We start from the raw sequence: 18,429 nt of genomic DNA, 5'->3' as shown, positions 1-18,429 counted from the left end.
TCCTTATCTTTCATGATAGTAAAAAATATGACGTTCGCCAACCTTATCATACAAAAAGAAATGATCCTGACAAATAGGATCATTCCATTTTATCATATGCCTCAATAATACGTTGCACCAATGGATGTCTCACAACGTCCGTTTGTTCTAATGTAATAAATGACAGACCTGATACACCAGATAAAATATTAGCAGCTATAGATAGCCCTGATTTTACCCCTTTTGGCAAGTCTACTTGTGAAGGGTCCCCTGTAATAACCATTTTAGAACTAAAACCTAATCTTGTTAAAAACATTTTTATTTGAGCACCCGTTGTATTTTGAGCCTCATCTAAAATAACAAATGAATCATCAAGCGTACGCCCCCTCATATAAGCAAGCGGAGCTATTTCAATTACTCCTCGCTCCATCATACGCTGCGTATATTCTTGTCCAAGAATATCATGTAAAGCATCATATAACGGGCGTAAGTATGGATCTACCTTCTCTTTCAAATCCCCTGGTAAAAAACCTAAATTTTCTCCAGCTTCTACAGCAGGTCTTGTTAAAATAATTTTCTTTACATATCCTTGTTTTAAAGCCCTCACAGCCATTACTACAGCTAAATATGTTTTTCCAGTTCCTGCAGGCCCTATCCCAAAGACAATATCATTCTTCTTCATCGCATGAATATATCTTCTTTGCCCCATTGTTTTTACACGAATGGATTTACCTTTTGCAGTCTTGAAAATTTCTTCCTCATATAACTCTTCAAATTGAGCAATTTTCCCTTGTTGTGCAAGCTGAATCGCATACGCAACATCTCTCTCTGAAATTGATATACTTTTACGAATTACAACAAGTAATTGCTGTAAGATTTTTTCTACGAGTGCCACCGTTTCAACTGCCCCAGATACATGAACAGTTTCTCCTCTAGTTACGATCGATACATTCAGTTCTCGTTCAATTACTTTTAAATGCGCATCATTAACTCCAAAAAGAGCGATTGCTTCGTTAGCATTTTCCAATTGTTGGTTCATTTCTACTAATTGTTCTGCCATTACTCAGTCTCCTTGAATATCGGATTCGGATATTGGTTGTGGCTCTGCAATATTTTCAACCACAGTATAATGCAATGTGACTTTTAGTTGATCCGCCTCAACCTCTTTACTCAAAATCTTATCACTTACAATCATAGCATGTTCATCCAATTTTTTCTTTAGTTCTTTTTCGGCCATCTCCTTCGCTACTTTCAGCGCTTGCTTTTCTGTATATTCTCGATTCGCTTCTTCTTCTTCTCTCACAACATCTTTTTCATATGCAATCGGCAGTGTAAAACCAAATAATTTCACATCATGCTTTACACTTTCAGTACGAGAGCGTTTATACTTATCATGCTGAAATCCCCATATTTTTATTTTCGTATCCCCGAATTTAAGAAAATGTTCATTGTATACATTACCAGTATACACTTGGAATTGCGTCTTTAACGGGACATCCACCTTAGATGTATACCACGTTTCGCCATATACAATACCTTTCGCTGAAACAATCGTCGGACTTTCCTCATTACCATATATTCCCGATACGAGAATCTGTCCTTTTTCTACATGATCATTTTTCAGTACAACCGGCTTTCCAACTTCTACAAACGTTTTTGTAATAATCGCTTCTTTTTTTGCTACTAAATTTTGTGGCCTTTGTTCCTTTTCTTTCTTCGGTTCGTTTTTTTCAACAATTTTAAAATGATAAGTCGTTCCCCTTACTTCTAGTCCCGCCCAAGTAATGGCATTAATATTATCTGTCAAATGGCGTTGCACATCTTCTACATTCGGCATTTGAAATTGTAGTTTCCCTTTTTTAATACCCATTTTATCCAATTCTTTCATCAATATATATTCTGTTTCAGGTTTAGCTCCTGTAATTTCAATTTTCCAAACCATATTTGACATTGCAATCACACCAAAAAAGAAAATTAAAAAACCAATTAAAAATCCACTGTTTTTAATTAAACGTTTATTCCAAAAAGGAAAACCATAACGTCCAATAAAATATAATTTACATTCATTTTTTCTATAAATTGGTTTTATTTTTTTCACATCGCGTAACAACATACAAAAAACTAACGTTTCATCAGCTATCTTTTTAACATCCCAAACTAATAAATTCCTCCGTACACATTCATTAACAAACCGTTCCGCTCCTCTACCTTCAATTCGCACTTTTACATATCCAAGCCACTTTATAAACCATTTATTTTTCATTTACCACCTTCACTACCTTTCTAAAAGTAGATATACTACTTTTTATTTGAAGCATTAAAATAGCTCGTACTAAAATAAAACAGAGTAAAACTGTAATCAGTCTCTATCAACGGAACTTTTACAGGATAAAGAAGAAAAACTTCACAAATGGAAGTTTCACTTCAATCACCTTTTTTTTCATTTTCTAAAAATGTTACTTGCTCAATTATCCCCTCGAGTAAAAGCTCTTCTGGAAGAATCGTTTTAATAACAAAGGATTGTCCTTTAATTAATAATTGACCGTGTTTTAAAAGCAATCGCACTTCTTTATCTGAAAACACTAATAACCCCCGATGATTTTCTATATAAATATGTATTTGCCCAACAAGAGTAATCCGAGGTAGATCCATTAATACATCCACTGGTAGGTCTACTTGTTTTGTCAACCAATTTTTCATTTGTTCTAATTTCTTCATCTCGAAAGACCCCCTCTCATCCCATATATATGTATTTCTTCACAAGTGCCTATCGTGTTATAACGACTTCACTAACATAACTATATTCTGCAAGAGTTCATATCATGTTAATTAAAACAGTCGCTATATGAAATCATATTTGTCAGGACAATGATGGATCAGAGGATGTTACCTTTAATAATAGAAGTATTAATACAAGAATATGCGCCCCTACAGGATATCAGTACAAGTTACATTAAGAAATTGAGCCTAGCAAGAAGTTGGAAACTTGAAAAAACCTGTTACAATTCGTTCTGGACGTGACATACTGACCATAGAATAAGTAGTTGTCATTCATTAGACAAATGAGATAAAATCCGAAAAAGGAAATTGCTCCACTCTGAATTTTGCGGTGTAAGTAAGAATATTTTATAGGTGGTTGTTATATGAATTTCAAAAAAATATTAGGATTCATTAAAAAACAAAAAAATGAATTAATAAGCGAGGAAATACGAAAGGAAATTGGATTTAGTCAAGAAATTTTGAATGTTATAAAACAAGTTACTAACAGCAGCATCCAGCCCTTTTATGCAACTGATTCAAAATCTAAAATAGCCGGAGTCTCTTTCGTTACCTTTGAGGATTCTGCTGAACAGCAAGTTATAAAACTTCAATCTGAGGTTCAGAAACTTGGATACTTAGCTTTTATTTGCGAAAGAAGTTTTAGTCAAGGAAGTAAGAGTGAGTGTAGAATTGCAATTACACAAGGAAATGACCAATTTGATATCCTTACAATCCAACAAACAAATGGCGTTAATTACGAAGTTAGCAATATAGATGTTATTTTTAAACTAAGAAAATGGAATGATCGCTATCCTTTTATCATAATCGGTGCAGATCATGACTGGGTTGATGCCATTTTTAGCGCGTTACCTACAGACGAAGAAATGCAATCTTTCGCGCAAGAAATGTATGAATTTTGTCCAGATATAGTGGAACAAGGAACAGAAAGCATTGAGGAGTTAGTCGAAGAAATTAAGAAAACGAAAAAGCTTTTTTTATGGTGGGATTAATCATAACTAAGGCCGTTACCTTTTTTTACATACCAGAGGCGTTTCTATCACTTACAGAAACGCTTTTTAAGCAATATAGCGTTTTTCCTTAATAAGAACAATAAAAAAACGTCTCATACGAAATGAGACGTTTTTTTATGCTAATAGCTGGATAACCAGCTTATTCACAAGTGATCCGTCTGTTTTACCTTTTACTTTCGGCATAACAGCAGTCATCACCTTACCCATATCTGCTTTAGAAGTCGCACCAACTTCAGAAATAACTTGCTTGATTACATCAACTAGTTCTTCTTCAGTTAATTGCTCTGGCAAATATGCGCTTAAAATCTGAATTTCACTTTGCAGTTTATTAACAAGGTCTTCACGACCAGCTTTTTTAAATTCAAGGAGGGAGTCCTTATACTGTTTTACTTCACGAGCTAAAACTGTTATTTCCTCTTCTTCAGTAAGAGTATGTTGCAGTTTAATACCTTCATTTTGTAAAGCAGCCTTAACCATACGAATAACGGTTAATTTTTCTTTTTGTTTATTCTTCATCGCTTGTTTCATATCATCGTTTAAACGACCGAGAAGACTCATAACTTACACCCTCTCTTAGAATTTACGCTTTCTTGCCGCTTCAGATTTCTTCTTACGTTTTACACTTGGTTTTTCATAAAACTCGCGCTTTCTTGCTTCAGCAAGTGTACCAGTTTTAGAAACCGATCTTTTAAAACGGCGAAGTGCATCCTCCAAAGACTCGTTTTTACGAACGACTGTTTTTGACATTCTCTTTCCCTCCCTCCGAAACATCACACTTACATACTAACTTCAGCATGCAAAAAGAAACACTTCTTCAGCATGTCTTTTACGATTATAATACATTTTATCACTTCAGGTCAACTATTTGGCAGAATAAAAGAAGAATAGAAGCATTTCCTTTTCAAAAGTTATACAAATAGCTAGTATCCTTCTTTCATGAAGACAACTATATTTTTATCATTTCAACTTTTTTCATACAGGGATGCACGAAATGCCTCTCCACCTTCTAGTACTTAACCGCTTCAAATAAAGAAAGCATGCAAACCGTTTCCGGTTGCACGCTCTTTTTTATGCGCTTGCTGATTCTTTTTTCACATCATCTTCAAGAACACGAACAAATTGCGCTTCGTTATATGGATAACCAGCTTTCGTAATTTTCACTTTCACTAGCTTACCAATTAATTCTTCTGATCCTTCAAATACAATTTTCAAGTAGTTATCTGTATACCCTACATATAACCCTTCACGGTCGCCGTCTTTAAATTGCTCTTCTGGAATGATTTCAAGCACTTCACCTTCAAACGCTGATGCATATTCTTTCGCTAATTGATTAGATAGCTCAATTAAACGATGAACACGATCATTCTTCACATCTTCAGGAACTTGATCTTCCATGCGTGCTGCAGGTGTTCCTGTACGTTTTGAGTAAGGGAACACATGTAACTCAGAGAAGCGGTTCTCTTTAATGAAATTGTATGTTTCCATGAATTCTTCTTCTGTTTCACCTGGGAAACCAACGATTACGTCAGATGTAATCGCAAGGCCTGGTAACGCTTCTTTCAAACGATCTAAACGCTCTTGGAAGAATTCCATCGTATATTTACGACGCATACGTTTTAATACAGTATTAGAACCAGATTGCAACGGAATATGCAAGTGACGTACAACTACTTCAGATTTATCTAACACTTCAATTACTTCATCTGAAATTTGACTCGCTTCAATAGAAGAAATACGAAGACGTTTTAATCCGCCTACTTCCGCTTCCATATCACGAAGTAATCCAGCTAAGTTATAATCTTTTATGTCTTCGCCGTATCCACCTGTATGAATACCCGTTAATACGATTTCTTTATAGCCTGCATCCACTAATTGTTGCGCTTGTTTAATAACTTCTTTTCCATCACGAGAACGCATTAAACCGCGCGCCCAAGGAATGATACAGAATGTACAGAAGTTATTGCAACCCTCTTGTATTTTTAAAGACGCACGTGTACGATCCGTGAAATAAGGTACATCAAGTTCTTCGTACACACGTGTTTTCATAATATTGCGGACAGCATTAATTGGTTGACGCTCTTTACGGAATTCTTCGATGTAACCTAACATCTTTTCACGATCCTGTGTACCAACTACAATATCTACACCTGGAATCGCCATAATTTCAGCTGGAGATGTTTGTGCATAACATCCCGTTACGCAAATAACTGCATCTGGATTTTGACGCACAGCACGTCTGATTACTTGACGGCTTTTTTTGTCCCCAGTATTCGTTACTGTACATGTGTTAATAACATATACATCAGCTTTCTTTTCATATTCTGTTCTTTCATAACCACCTTGTTTAAACAATTGCCAAATGGCTTCTGTTTCATAGTGGTTTACTTTACAACCTAACGTATGGAACGCAACAGTTGACATTGATCATCACCCCATCAATTCAAAATGATACGAAGCAGCACTTAACGCGTATAACGGCGCCGTTTCTGTTCTTAAAATTCTTGGTCCTAAACTACATGGTACAAATTTATGTTCACGAAGCGCTGTAATCTCTTCCTCAGCTAAACCGCCTTCTGGGCCAAATACAATCAATAGCTTTTGACCTGGTTTCATTGTCGTTAAAGCTTTCGCAAAATTAGATTTCTCGCCTTGTTTTGCTTCCTCTTCGTAAGCAACAAGACAAGTATCATACTCACCACTCATTGAAAGCAATTGCTTAAATGATGCCGGAGCATGTACTTCTGGAATTTCACTTCTATGTGATTGTTCCGCAGCTTCTTTCACAATTTTTCTTAAACGCTCAACTTTTTTATCAGCTTTTTTCGCATCCCATTTTACGATAGAGCGAGATGCTTGAAATGGTAAGAATGCAGCTGCCCCAAGCTCAGTTCCTTTTTGAAAAATTAACTCTAGCTTGTCTCCTTTTGGCAGTCCACTTGCAATCGTCACGAAAACAGGAAGTTCACTTGACGCCTCTACCCATTCTACAATAGCCGTATTAATAAATTCACTGGTAATTTCATCAATTGAACATACTGCTGTTTTTCCATTTACACAGCAATAAATATGATCACCAGCTGACATACGCATCACTCTTGCGATATGATGTACGTCATCACCTACAATGCGAATACTTGTCTCATTTACATATTTCTCTTCTACAAAATAACGTTGCATATAATCACCTTAGTAGAGTTTCGTTCCTTTCGTAAGTCAACACTTACGAAAAGAACGAAACGTTATCATTTTTCATATAACAAACGGCAAGTCCCTCACCTTATAGTGAGAGACTCCCCTTTTCATTATAGACTAAAATCTATATTACGCATTTCGTGCAATAATTGCTACCCAATCTTCCATTCGTAACACTTCTTCAATTGTAAATCCAGCTTTTTCTAGCGCCTCAGAAATTACTTTTTCCTTCGCAGCAATAATGCCCGATGTAATAAATAATCCACCTGACTTCACAACTCTTGCTGCATCTTCAGGGAATAATAGAATAATTTCTGCTAATAAGTTAGCTACGATTAAATCAACTGGACCTTCAATACCTTCTAAAAGACTATTTTGTCCAACAGACACGATATCATCTGTTTTATTTAAACGTACATTCATTTCTGCACTTTCAACCGCAACCGGATCTAAATCATACGCTTGAACAGAAGACGCACCTAATTTTGCTGCTGCAATACTAAGTACACCAGAACCTGTTCCTACATCAATAATATTGTCACCTGGCTGTACTGTTTTTTCTAAAGCACGGATACACATCGTTGTTGTTGGATGAGTTCCTGTACCAAACGCCATACCCGGGTCTAATTCAATGATTTTTTCATCAGGAGAAGATGGTGTATATTCTTCCCAAGTCGGTACGATTGTGAATGTATCAGAAATTTGTACTGGATGGTAATATTTTTTCCAAGCAGTAGCCCAATCTTCTTCATTGACTTCGTTAACGGTAATATTTCCAGTACCAATTTCGATGTCGTAAGATGGAAGCACATCAATAGATGATTTTACACCTGCAATCGTTTCATGTAAAGAATCCGTTTGCGGGAAATACGCTTTTATTAATACACCTTCCGCCGGATATTCATCTGGGTTCAATGCATAAATTTCACCATATTGTTGCTCGCGCTCTTTCGTTAACTCCGCTGGATCCTCAATCGCAACTCCACTAGCACCAGCTTCATGTAAAATATGAGAGACAGCTTCTACTGCTTCTTCTGTTGTATGAATACTAATTTCTGACCATTTCACAATTTACCAACTCCATTTTTTATTTCCATTATTCCCCTTTGAAAGCACGTTTAAGCTTTCCGAATAAACTATCATCCTGCTCTTCTTGTCCTGCAAATTCACGTAATAAATCTTTTTGCTGTGAAGTCAATTTCGTCGGTACAACAACACGAACGACTACATATTGATCTCCTTGGCCGTATCCACGTACATTCGGAGCACCTTTTCCTTTTAAGCGGAATTCTGTTCCAGTTTGTGTTCCTGCTGGAATTTTCAGCTTCACTTTACCATGAACAGTAGGAACTTCCACTTCATCACCAAGCGCCATTTGCGCAAATGTTAATGGCATTTCGCAAATAATGTGATCTCCTTCACGCTCGAAGAATTCATGATTTCTTACATGAACGACAACATATAAGTCTCCTGCTGGTCCGCCATTTACGCCGGCTTCACCTTTTCCAGACACTCGAATTTGTTGACCATTATCGATACCCGCTGGAATTTTAACATTGATTTTTTTACGTTTACGAACTTTACCTGAACCGTGACATGTCGTACATTTTTCTTTAATAATTTGTCCAGTTCCTGAACAATGACCACAAGCTTGACGGTTTACGATACGACCAAACGGTGTGTTTTGTTCAACACTCACTTGACCAGAACCTGAACAATGTTTACATGTTTCTTTTGAAGTTCCTGGTTTTGCTCCACTACCTTTACATGTATCACATGGATCTTCTACTGGAATTTCCACATTTAATTCCTTACCAAAAATAGCTTCTTCAAAATCTAAAGTGACTTGATATTGTAAGTCAGCACCTTGGCGCGGAGCATTTGGATCACGACGTCTGCCGCCGCCACCGCCAAAGAAAGAACTAAATATATCTTCAAAACCGAAGCCACCGCCGAAGTCTCCTCCGCCGCCAAATCCACCGAATCCTTGATTTGCACCAGCATGACCAAATTGATCGTACTGCGCACGCTTTTGATCATCACTTAACACTTCATATGCTTCTTGTACTTCTTTAAACTTTTCAATTGCATTTTCTTCTTTGCTTACGTCTGGATGGTATTTTTTAGCCAAACGACGATACGCTTTTTTTATTTCATCTGTTGAAGCGCCCTTGCTAAGTCCAAGGACCTCATAATAGTCTCGTTTACTCATAAATTTACAACCCCCGAATCTTTCACATAAACGTAATTTTAACACCGAAAGAAAGTGCTTTGCAACAAAGTTTCCTCACTTACAGTATGCAAAGCGAAAAACTTAAGATCCTCACACATCGCTTCTCATTCGTGAAAAAAGCCAAAGTCAAGGCACGCTTGACTTTGACTTTTTGTCATCTTACTTATTATGTTTACAGTTGAATTACTTGTCTTCTTTTACTTCTTCAAACTCAGCGTCAACTACATTGTCTTTCTTCGCGCCAGCGTCTTGTGCACCTTGCGCACCTTCTGCTTGACCAGCAGCTGCTTGAGCTTGCTCGTATAATTTAACAGTTAATTGTTGTACGATTTCTTGTAAAGCATCTTTTTTCGCACGAATTTCTTCAAGCTCGTTTTTCTCAATTGCAGCTTGTAATGCTTCTTTCGCTTCTGTTGCTTTTGCAACTTCAGCTGCATCTACTTTACCTTCTAAATCTTTTACAACTTTGTCTGTTTGGAATACAAGTTGGTCAGCTTCGTTACGAAGTTCAACTTCTTCCTTACGTTTTTGGTCAGCGTCAGCATTTGCTTCCGCTTCTTGTACCATACGTTCTACTTCTTCATCAGAAAGACCTGAAGAAGATTGGATTGTAATAGCTTGCTCTTTGCTTGTTCCTAAGTCTTTCGCACGTACGTTAACGATACCGTTCGCATCAATATCGAATGTTACTTCGATTTGTGGAATACCACGTGGTGCTGGTGGAAGGTCAGTTAATTGGAAACGACCTAACGTTTTGTTGTCAGCTGACATTGGACGCTCACCTTGTAATACGTGAATGTCTACTGCTGGTTGATTATCAGCAGCTGTCGAGAATACTTGTGACTTACTTGTTGGAATTGTAGTGTTACGCTCAATTAATTTCGTGAACACGCCACCCATAGTTTCAATACCTAAAGAAAGTGGAGTTACGTCTAATAATAGAACGCCTTCTACATCTCCAGTAAGTACGCCACCTTGAACTGCAGCACCTAATGCTACAACTTCATCAGGGTTTACACCTTTATATGGCTCTTTACCAGTTTCACGTTTAATAGCTTCTTGTACAGCTGGGATACGAGTAGATCCACCAACAAGAATAACTTTATCTAATTCGCTTGGAGCAAAACCAGCGTCTTTTAATGCACGACGAGTTGGCTCTAATGTTCTTTCAACAAGACCTGCTGAAAGCTCTTCGAATTTCGCTCTTGTTAACGTTAATTCTAAGTGTAATGGACCAGCAGCTCCAGCACTAATGAATGGTAATGAAATTTGAGTTTGTGTTACACCAGAAAGATCTTTTTTCGCTTTTTCAGCTGCATCTTTCAAGCGTTGAAGCGCCATTTTATCTTGGCTTAAATCAATGTTATTTTCTTTTTTGAACTCAGCTACTAAGTGATCGATGATAACTTGGTCAAAGTCATCGCCACCAAGACGGTTGTCACCAGCAGTTGAAATAACTTCGAATGTGCCGTCTGCTAACTCAAGGATAGATACGTCAAATGTACCGCCACCTAAGTCATATACTAAGATTTTTTGTTCTTCGTCTTGTTTTTCTAAACCGTAAGCAAGTGCTGCTGCTGTTGGCTCGTTAATGATACGCTCAACTTCTAAACCAGCGATACGACCAGCATCTTTCGTTGCTTGACGCTCTGCATCGTTGAAGTATGCAGGTACTGTAATAACAGCTTTCGTTACTGTTTCACCTAAGTATGCTTCAGCAGAAGCTTTTAAGTTTTGTAAAATGATGGCAGAAATTTCTTGAGGTGTATAATCTTTACCTTCAACTTCTACTTTGTAGTCTGTACCCATATGACGTTTAACAGACATGATTGTATTTGGGTTTGTAATTGCTTGGCGCTTTGCAACTTCCCCAACTTGACGTTCTTCATTTTTGAAAGCTACAACAGAAGGTGTTGTACGGTTCCCTTCTGGATTTGGGATAACCTTTGGTTCTCCACCTTCCATAACAGCTACACAAGAGTTTGTTGTACCTAAGTCAATACCGATAATTTTACTCATGGCGAATCCTCCTAGTTTTATGTAAATTATTGATTTACTTTTACCATTGATGGGCGAATCACACGGTCTTTTAATTTATAACCTTTTTGGAATTCTTCCACAACCGCGTTTGATTCAAATTCACTATCTTCCACTTGCATAATAGCTTGGTGTTCATTAGGATCAAACTGTTTACCAACAGCTTCAATCACTTCCACACCTTCTTTAGTCAGCGCTTCTAACAATTGACGATGCACCATTTCCATACCTTGTAACAAGGATTTCGTTTGCTCATCAGTCGCTTCCACTTGCATTGCTCTTTCAAAATTATCAAGAGCTGGCAAGATGTCTGAAACTAGACTTTGTGCTCTATATTTTTCAGCAGCCTGTTTATCCATTTGGACACGGCGCTTATAATTTTCAAAATCAGCTTGTAGACGTAATGTGCGACCTTCCGTTTCCGTTAGTTTCGCTTGTAACTCATCTACTTTTTCTTGTAAAAGAGCAGCCTCACTTTTTTCTTCTACAGTTTCTTCACTGTTTTCTGGCGTGACAGCTTCTTCAACTTGCGCTTCTTTTACTTCTTCTACCACTTGTTCGTTACGCTCTTCCACAATATTCACCTCCTTAAAAGGTATTAGGTATCATGCATAGCATGATTACCTAAGCATTATATATTACACACAGCAATGAAAATTTCATCACTTGAGCGAATGTATTACTCTCATTTACTTTTTAAGCCCATCAGTAAATTGTCTCGTAAATAACTGTAACAAACTAATTACACGAGAGTATTGCATTCTCGTAGGACCTAAAATAGCAATTGTTCCAAGTTGCTCTTCGCCGATCGAATATGTTGCAGAAATTAAACTACAATCCTCCATAGCCGTCGAAGAGTTTTCCCTACCAATTTTCACTTGAATCCCGACTTGTTTATGACGCAAAATGTCATAAAATTCGGCTTCATTATCAATCATGGTAAGTAAAGATCTAACCTTTTGAATGTCATGGAACTCTGGCTGCGAAAGCATATTTGCTTTTCCTCCAAAGTATATCTTTTCCGATAACGGAACTTGAAATGTACCATCCAACATTTTTATTGCACTATCGTAATTATGAACATACCCACGTAAAACTGTAACAATTTCCTTAAAGATTTTATTATGAAGTTCTTCCATCGGTACGCCAGATAGCTTTTCATTTAAAATATTAACCATTTTTTCTAAATCTGATAAATCAACAGATTCCGGAACGGTAATCGTTTTACTTTGTACATGCCCTGTATCGGTTACAATAATAGCGACTGCAGTTTGACGATCAAGCGGCACAATTTGTACATTTTTAAGTTTATTTGTACTTAACTTCGGTCCAAGAACAATTGCCGTATAATTCGTAAGTTCTGATAAAATTTGAGCAGATTGCTGTGCAATTTTTTCCGCTTCAAAAATTCTTTCAGCAAATAAATCTTTAATTTGTACAATTTCAGCGTTCGGTAAGTTTTGCGGCGCTAAAAGATGGTCTACATAAAATCGGTAGCCTTTCTCAGAAGGAACACGTCCAGAAGAACTGTGCGTTTTTTCAATAAAGCCTAATTCTTCTAAGTCCGCCATTTCATTTCGAATAGTAGCTGAACTAAATGTGATTTCATCTTTTTTAGCCAACGTTCTAGACCCAACGGGCTGCGCTGATCCAATAAAGTCATCAATAATTGTTTGTAAAATTAAGAGCTGACGTTCCGTAAGCATCTCATCATCACCTCTGTTAGCACTCTTTGTCTTTGAGTGCTAAATCTATTAATAACTTACCAAAATTGACATTCAATTGTCAACGGAAACGTCACGAAATAATGAAACTTTTTCACGCCTATAGAACATTTAATTAGTCAATCAAAAATGATTGGAATACTTCATTCCCTAATAATTTTCCTTTTCGCGTTAAACGCACATGTCCATCTTCCTCTTCAAGCAATCCCTGCTCTTGGTTGCTTTGTAACTGCTTCGCGAAAACTTGATCCATCTCTACATTAAATTTATTGCGGAACGCCGTTTTAGAAACACCTTTTGTTTTTCGAAGCCCTAAGAACAGCTCTTCTTCCATTCTTTCTTTCTCCGTCACTTTGTGAACATCTAAATACGGAAATCCTGTTTCATCAATTTTATTAAAATATTGCTTCAGGGGACCAACATTTTGAATACGTTCTCCGTTCACATAACTATGAGCTCCAGCTCCAAATCCATAATACTCTTCATTATTCCAGTATGTGAGATTATGTCTACTTTTATTGTCACCTTTTGAGAAATTACTAATTTCATACTGGTTATAACCGTGTTTCTCCATTTCATCCATTACTATTTCATACATTTTCGCTTCATGGTCTTCACCCGGAAGACGTAATTTCCCTTTGTTCATTAAGTTATAAAACACTGTTTTTGGCTCCACAATTAATGAATATGCCGAGAAATGTTGTACACCAAGCGTAAAAGCAATATCTAATGTTTCTTTTACATCTTCTATCGTCTGTCCTGGCAAAGCATAAATAATATCTACATTAATATTTTTAAAGCCTACTTCCTGTGCCTCTCGAATCGCGAGGAATGCATCTTTCCTCGTATGCTTGCGCCCGATCTTCTCAAGAAGTTCATCACGGAACGTTTGCACACCAAAACTAATTCGATTTACTCCACCTTCTAGCAGTACATTTAGCTTCTCTTTCGGTAGATCTCCTGGATTCGCTTCAAATGTTAATTCACAATTCGGGGCGAACGGACGCAAATGACGATTAATAATCTCGAGTAATTTTTTTGTCTGTTCCATATTTAACGCTGTCGGAGTTCCCCCACCCACAAAAATCGTTTTCATACTATCAAATGGAACTTTTTGAACCGTATTTATTATTTCCTTCTCTAAATAATCTAAATATTGATCAACCGGTTGGCGTTCAATAAACACTTTATTAAAATCACAATAGTGACAAATGTGCTGACAAAACGGAATATGAATGTATGCAGCTTGTACCAAATATAACTCCTACCTTTCTAAAAAGAAAACCTCCGCACTCCGGAGGGTTCTCTACTTCTCTAACGTATTACGAATTTGTTCCATTCGCATTTTTCCCCAATCATACATCATTTCAACGATCGGTAAAAGTGACATGCCTAGTTCCGTCATATAATACTCAACGCGAGGAGGAATTTCGGGATATACTGTCCGATCAACAATCCCATCTTCCATTAACTCTTTTAATTGGTTCGACAAAACTTTATGAGAAATGCTTGGGAATAACCGTTGTAATTCACTGAAACGATGCGGCCCTTCCACACCAAGATGCCACAGTATCACAACTTTCCACTTTCCACTAATAATAGAAAGCGTCAATTCCTTTTCACAATTAAAATTACCATTTTGTATTTTATCTTGAATATCTTTTCGAATATTTTCGGACATTAACAATCTCCTAACTCTATATGAACTAAAAAGCTCTCTCATTATTGTAAATGAGAGCTGCTCAGATGTCTAAAAAGTAATTATACAGAAAAAAGAAGCCGCACAAACGACTTCTTTTTTATTTCAAATATTAGTTGTCATCCATTTTCAGTACAGCCATGAATGCCTCTTGCGGTACTTCTACAGAGCCAACAGACTTCATACGTTTTTTACCTTCTTTTTGCTTATCAAGAAGTTTACGCTTACGAGAAATGTCACCGCCGTAACATTTTGCAAGTACGTTTTTACGCATCGCTTTAATTGTAGAACGTGCTACAACTTTATTTCCGATAGTCGCCTGAATTGGCACTTCGAACTGTTGTCTCGGAATTAATTCTTTTAATTTCTCTACGATTACTTTACCACGGTCATACGCTGAATCACGGTGTACGATAAATGATAAAGCATCCACTTGTTCATTATTTAAAAGAATATCCATTTTCACAAGTTTAGATGGTTTATAGCCAATTAACTCGTAGTCAAATGATGCATACCCTTTCGTATTTGATTTCAATTGATCAAAGAAGTCATACACGATTTCTGATAACGGGATTTCATATGTTAATGTAACACGCGTTTCATCTAAATATTGCATATCAATAAACGTTCCACGTTTACCTTGGCAAATCTCCATTACAGCTCCAACATAGTCATTCGGAACCATAATTGAAGCCTTCACAAACGGCTCTTCTACACGATCGATAGACTGTGGATCTGGCATATTAGATGGGTTATCAACAATAACATCTTCACCGTTAGTTAAATAAACTTTATAAATAACGCTTGGCGCTGTTGTAATTAAGTCAATCTTAAATTCACGTTCAATACGTTCTTGAATGATTTCCATGTGAAGAAGTCCTAAGAAACCACAACGGAAACCAAATCCTAGCGCTTGAGATGTTTCTGGTTCAAACTCAAGGGCAGAATCGTTTAACTCTAATTTTTCTAATGCATCACGTAAATCGTTATAACGAGCAGAGTCAATTGGATACAGACCACAGAATACCATCGGGTTTAACTTACGGTAACCTGCTAACGGCTCTGCAGCTGGACGTTTCGCATGTGTAATCGTATCACCAACGCGTGTGTCACCAACATTTTTAATCGATGCTGCTAAGAAACCTACATCACCTACCGTTAACTCGTCACGTTGCGTAGTTTTCGGTGTAAATACACCTACTTCTGTTACTTCAAATTCTTTACCCGTTGCCATCATACGTACTTTATCGCCAACTTTTACTGTTCCATTTACAACACGGATATAAGCAATTACACCGCGGTATGGATCATATAAAGAGTCGAAAATCATACATTGTAACGGCTCTTCTGAATCACCCGCCGGAGCTGGTACTTTTTCAACAATTTGTTCTAAAATTTCTTCAATACCAATTCCAGCTTTCGCAGAAGCAAGTACCGCTTCTGATGCATCTAAACCAATTACATCTTCTACCTCTTGACGTACACGTTCTGGATCCGCACTTGGTAAGTCGATTTTATTAATAACTGGTAAAATTTCTAAATTATTATCAAGCGCTAAGTATACGTTTGCTAACGTTTGCGCTTCAATACCTTGCGCTGCATCTACTACAAGAATCGCGCCTTCACAAGCCGCTAAACTACGAGATACTTCGTACGTAAAGTCGACGTGTCCTGGTGTATCAATTAAATGAAGAATATACTCTTCACCATCTTTTGCTTTATAGTTTAATTGTACTGCGTTTAATTTGATTGTAATACCACGCTCACGCTCTAAATCCATAGAGTCAAGCAACTGAGCTTTCATTTCACGTTGTGTTAACGCGTTTGTTTTCTCTAAAATACGGTCTGCTAACGTTGATTTTCCGTGGTCAATATGAGCAATAATAGAGAAATTACGGATTTTGGACTGTCTTTTTGCTCTTTCTTCTTTATTCATCTATGTTCTCAACTCCTAATAGTCTCGCCAATATACACTAGCACTGATTATATCAATAGAGCAACAAAGATTCAATGAAAACTCGTGCTGCTTACGATACAAATCATTCTATCTATATCTTATGCGAATAAACCATAAGAGACAAACCCTTTTCAAATTTTAAAACGGCTGTCTTACAAACCAGTAAAACAACCGCCTCCCATGTTACTCTTAGCTAAAAATTCCTTTTATTTTCCCAACAACGATATCCGTTCCGAACTTCGTCATTTCATAAGCTACACTTGCTACTGCCATCCCAATTCCTTCTACAACATTAAAACTTCTTAAACGTTCTAACTGTTGTTGTTTTTCTGAGGCCGAAAACGAGCTACCCAAAATTTCTGATTCAGCACCTGTACTTTCTGTCCCTGTCATATGAGCTATTTGTTCATATGACAATTGCTGATAACCTTTCATACTTTTCAAACCATGATTAGCAAGTGCCACTCCTGCTATCATCATAAGTAAACATAAAGCCACACTACATATACACAAAAGCGTAAAGCGACTCAAACGATAATCATCTGTTCCCCTCAATGTGTATATGCTCCCGTATTATCTTGATCAATTTGATGATGCAGCGCCGCATTTAAACCACTCGCTATTACATTCGCCATATCCTCAATAAAAGTATCTACTTCTTTTGGGGTTACCATTAAATTATGACCAAGAGGAGATAGCACTTCATAAATCAGCCTTCTTTTTTCTTCTTCTTCCAACGTACCAACAGCACCTAAAAACATATTTCTGCTCTTTTCATCCGGCATATCTTCTTCTGTTAATTTTTTCTTTTCTCCAAATGAAAATCCCGCTGGTAACAAAGATCGTGAAGGTTTATTTCCTTCTTTCATCTCTCGGCCGAAATGTTTCAAAATAAAATCAATCGTATCACTTGTAATCGAAACAGCATCGACCACAGTCGGAACACCAATTGCGATAACAGGGATACCCAATGTGTCTTTACTTAGTTCTTTACGTTTATTCCCAACCCCCGATCCAGGATGGATTCCAGTATCAGAAATTTGTATCGTGCTATTTACTCGTTCAATGGAACGGGCAGCTAATGCATCAATTGCAATTACAAAGTCCGGGTTCGTCTTCTCAATAATCCCATAAATAACATCGCTCGTTTCGATCCCTGTAATTCCCATTACCCCCGGCCGAATTGCACTAACAGGCCTAAACCCTTCTTCTACACTTTCAGGCTGTAATTGAAACAAATGTCTCGTTACTAATACATTTTCTACAACTATCGGTCCAAGAGCATCTGGTGTTACATTCCAATTCCCAAGACCTACAATTAAACAGCTTGCTTCTTTTGTAACTCCAACCTCTTCTAAGAAACAAGAAAATTCTTTTGCAAAAATACGCTCCACTTTTTGTTGAAGTTCTGTATCTTGCTGACGTATCCCTTGTACTTCAAGTGTTAAATAATTTCCAGGTTTTTTCCCCATCGCTTCAGAGGCAGCTTCATCAATCGTTACTTTTGTAATTATAGTACCTTCTTCTTCTCTCTCTTTTACAATAACTCCCTGTATCCCTTTTTGTTCTTCTTGGCTTTCTTGCAACATTTGATGAGCTTCTACAGCAAGGTCAGTTCTAATGCTATATTTACTTAAATCTAATGGTTCTTTCATCGTATCTCCTCCGTAATTCATAGTAAATATCGTTAGATTTCCCAAAGTTATATAAGGTCATTCTTTCCTTTACGTGAAATTTCATGGATATACTATTGCAATTCTCTTCACCGTTTGATAGAATATCACTTGTTCTATGTAAGAATCGAGTCATTCGATTGC

The 18,429-nt window shown here is 37.1% G+C and carries 18 protein-coding genes; 1 reads left to right on the top strand and 17 read right to left on the bottom strand.

Annotated elements, in window-relative coordinates; all coding sequences use genetic code 11:
* Nucleotides 1-79 precede the first annotated feature (79 nt).
* From ACTFRU_RS14700 to yqfC, 3 genes are all read right to left on the bottom strand, one after another.
* The gene (locus ACTFRU_RS14700; RefSeq protein WP_000840501.1) at nucleotides 80-1,039 is read right to left on the bottom strand and encodes a PhoH family protein; all 960 of its coding nucleotides are present in this window, start codon (nucleotides 1,037-1,039) and stop codon (nucleotides 80-82) included.
* Between the two features lie 3 nt (nucleotides 1,040-1,042).
* Nucleotides 1,043-2,242 carry a sporulation protein YqfD gene (gene yqfD / locus ACTFRU_RS14695; protein ID WP_000792498.1) on the bottom strand — a complete coding sequence of 400 codons (1,200 nt, stop codon included), beginning with the start codon at nucleotides 2,240-2,242 and terminating at the stop codon, nucleotides 1,043-1,045.
* Nucleotides 2,243-2,403: 161 nt separating this feature from the next.
* Nucleotides 2,404-2,697 (bottom strand): sporulation protein YqfC, encoded by a 294-nt coding sequence (gene yqfC / locus ACTFRU_RS14690; protein ID WP_000732269.1) that lies wholly within the window; start codon nucleotides 2,695-2,697, stop codon nucleotides 2,404-2,406.
* Between the two features lie 425 nt (nucleotides 2,698-3,122).
* Between yqfC and ACTFRU_RS14685 the strand changes: the two genes are divergently transcribed.
* On the top strand, nucleotides 3,123-3,749 hold the full coding sequence (locus tag ACTFRU_RS14685; protein WP_001009615.1) for a DUF4253 domain-containing protein: 627 nt from the start codon (nucleotides 3,123-3,125) through the stop codon (nucleotides 3,747-3,749).
* A 135-nt stretch (nucleotides 3,750-3,884) separates the two neighbouring features.
* Here the strand turns inward: ACTFRU_RS14685 and ACTFRU_RS14680 are convergent, their stop codons facing one another.
* The 14 genes from ACTFRU_RS14680 to gpr form a co-directional block, all read right to left on the bottom strand.
* The gene (locus ACTFRU_RS14680) at nucleotides 3,885-4,328 is read right to left on the bottom strand and encodes a GatB/YqeY domain-containing protein (protein ID WP_000054562.1); all 444 of its coding nucleotides are present in this window, start codon (nucleotides 4,326-4,328) and stop codon (nucleotides 3,885-3,887) included.
* Nucleotides 4,329-4,343: 15 nt separating this feature from the next.
* On the bottom strand, nucleotides 4,344-4,517 hold the full coding sequence (gene rpsU, locus ACTFRU_RS14675) for a 30S ribosomal protein S21 (RefSeq protein ID WP_000048061.1): 174 nt from the start codon (nucleotides 4,515-4,517) through the stop codon (nucleotides 4,344-4,346).
* A 321-nt stretch (nucleotides 4,518-4,838) separates the two neighbouring features.
* Nucleotides 4,839-6,191: a tRNA (N(6)-L-threonylcarbamoyladenosine(37)-C(2))-methylthiotransferase MtaB gene (gene mtaB / locus ACTFRU_RS14670; protein ID WP_000108679.1), complete on the bottom strand. Its 1,353-nt coding sequence runs from the start codon at nucleotides 6,189-6,191 to the stop codon at nucleotides 4,839-4,841.
* 6 nt (nucleotides 6,192-6,197) lie between these two features.
* Complete coding sequence (locus tag ACTFRU_RS14665) at nucleotides 6,198-6,947, bottom strand: 16S rRNA (uracil(1498)-N(3))-methyltransferase (protein WP_001190156.1); 750 nt, start codon at nucleotides 6,945-6,947, stop codon at nucleotides 6,198-6,200.
* 144 nt (nucleotides 6,948-7,091) lie between these two features.
* Entirely contained in the window at nucleotides 7,092-8,030 is a 939-nt protein-coding gene (gene prmA, locus ACTFRU_RS14660; RefSeq protein ID WP_000872101.1) for a 50S ribosomal protein L11 methyltransferase, read from the bottom strand.
* A gap of 28 nt (nucleotides 8,031-8,058) precedes the next feature.
* Complete coding sequence (gene dnaJ / locus ACTFRU_RS14655; RefSeq protein ID WP_000043947.1) at nucleotides 8,059-9,174, bottom strand: chaperone protein DnaJ; 1,116 nt, start codon at nucleotides 9,172-9,174, stop codon at nucleotides 8,059-8,061.
* 204 nt (nucleotides 9,175-9,378) lie between these two features.
* Nucleotides 9,379-11,214, bottom strand: a complete 1,836-nt coding sequence (gene dnaK / locus ACTFRU_RS14650) for a chaperone protein DnaK (protein ID WP_000034700.1) — start codon at nucleotides 11,212-11,214, stop codon at nucleotides 9,379-9,381.
* A 26-nt stretch (nucleotides 11,215-11,240) separates the two neighbouring features.
* Nucleotides 11,241-11,807 carry a nucleotide exchange factor GrpE gene (gene grpE, locus ACTFRU_RS14645; RefSeq protein WP_000392711.1) on the bottom strand — a complete coding sequence of 189 codons (567 nt, stop codon included), beginning with the start codon at nucleotides 11,805-11,807 and terminating at the stop codon, nucleotides 11,241-11,243.
* Between the two features lie 114 nt (nucleotides 11,808-11,921).
* Nucleotides 11,922-12,938, bottom strand: coding sequence for a heat-inducible transcriptional repressor HrcA (gene hrcA, locus ACTFRU_RS14640; protein WP_000954941.1), 1,017 nt, complete (start codon nucleotides 12,936-12,938; stop codon nucleotides 11,922-11,924).
* Between the two features lie 133 nt (nucleotides 12,939-13,071).
* The gene (hemW, locus tag ACTFRU_RS14635; protein ID WP_086389505.1) at nucleotides 13,072-14,211 is read right to left on the bottom strand and encodes a radical SAM family heme chaperone HemW; all 1,140 of its coding nucleotides are present in this window, start codon (nucleotides 14,209-14,211) and stop codon (nucleotides 13,072-13,074) included.
* A gap of 51 nt (nucleotides 14,212-14,262) precedes the next feature.
* Nucleotides 14,263-14,637 (bottom strand): winged helix-turn-helix transcriptional regulator, encoded by a 375-nt coding sequence (locus ACTFRU_RS14630; protein ID WP_001293539.1) that lies wholly within the window; start codon nucleotides 14,635-14,637, stop codon nucleotides 14,263-14,265.
* Nucleotides 14,638-14,767: 130 nt separating this feature from the next.
* Nucleotides 14,768-16,591 carry an elongation factor 4 gene (gene lepA, locus ACTFRU_RS14625; protein ID WP_001030949.1) on the bottom strand — a complete coding sequence of 608 codons (1,824 nt, stop codon included), beginning with the start codon at nucleotides 16,589-16,591 and terminating at the stop codon, nucleotides 14,768-14,770.
* A gap of 210 nt (nucleotides 16,592-16,801) precedes the next feature.
* Nucleotides 16,802-17,167 (bottom strand): YqxA family protein, encoded by a 366-nt coding sequence (locus ACTFRU_RS14620; RefSeq protein ID WP_001215037.1) that lies wholly within the window; start codon nucleotides 17,165-17,167, stop codon nucleotides 16,802-16,804.
* Entirely contained in the window at nucleotides 17,164-18,267 is a 1,104-nt protein-coding gene (gene gpr, locus ACTFRU_RS14615; RefSeq protein ID WP_000662616.1) for a GPR endopeptidase, read from the bottom strand. Before gpr ends, ACTFRU_RS14620 begins: the two co-directional genes overlap by 4 nt.
* Between the last annotated feature and the right edge of the window lie 162 nt (nucleotides 18,268-18,429).

Source organism: Bacillus cereus group sp. MYBK220-1 (assembly GCF_051916445.1).
In the GTDB taxonomy this organism is placed as follows: domain Bacteria; phylum Bacillota; class Bacilli; order Bacillales; family Bacillaceae_G; genus Bacillus_A; species Bacillus_A cereus.
Note: the sequence above shows the minus strand (reverse complement) of the source record. Positions and strands in the feature narration are given on the sequence as shown.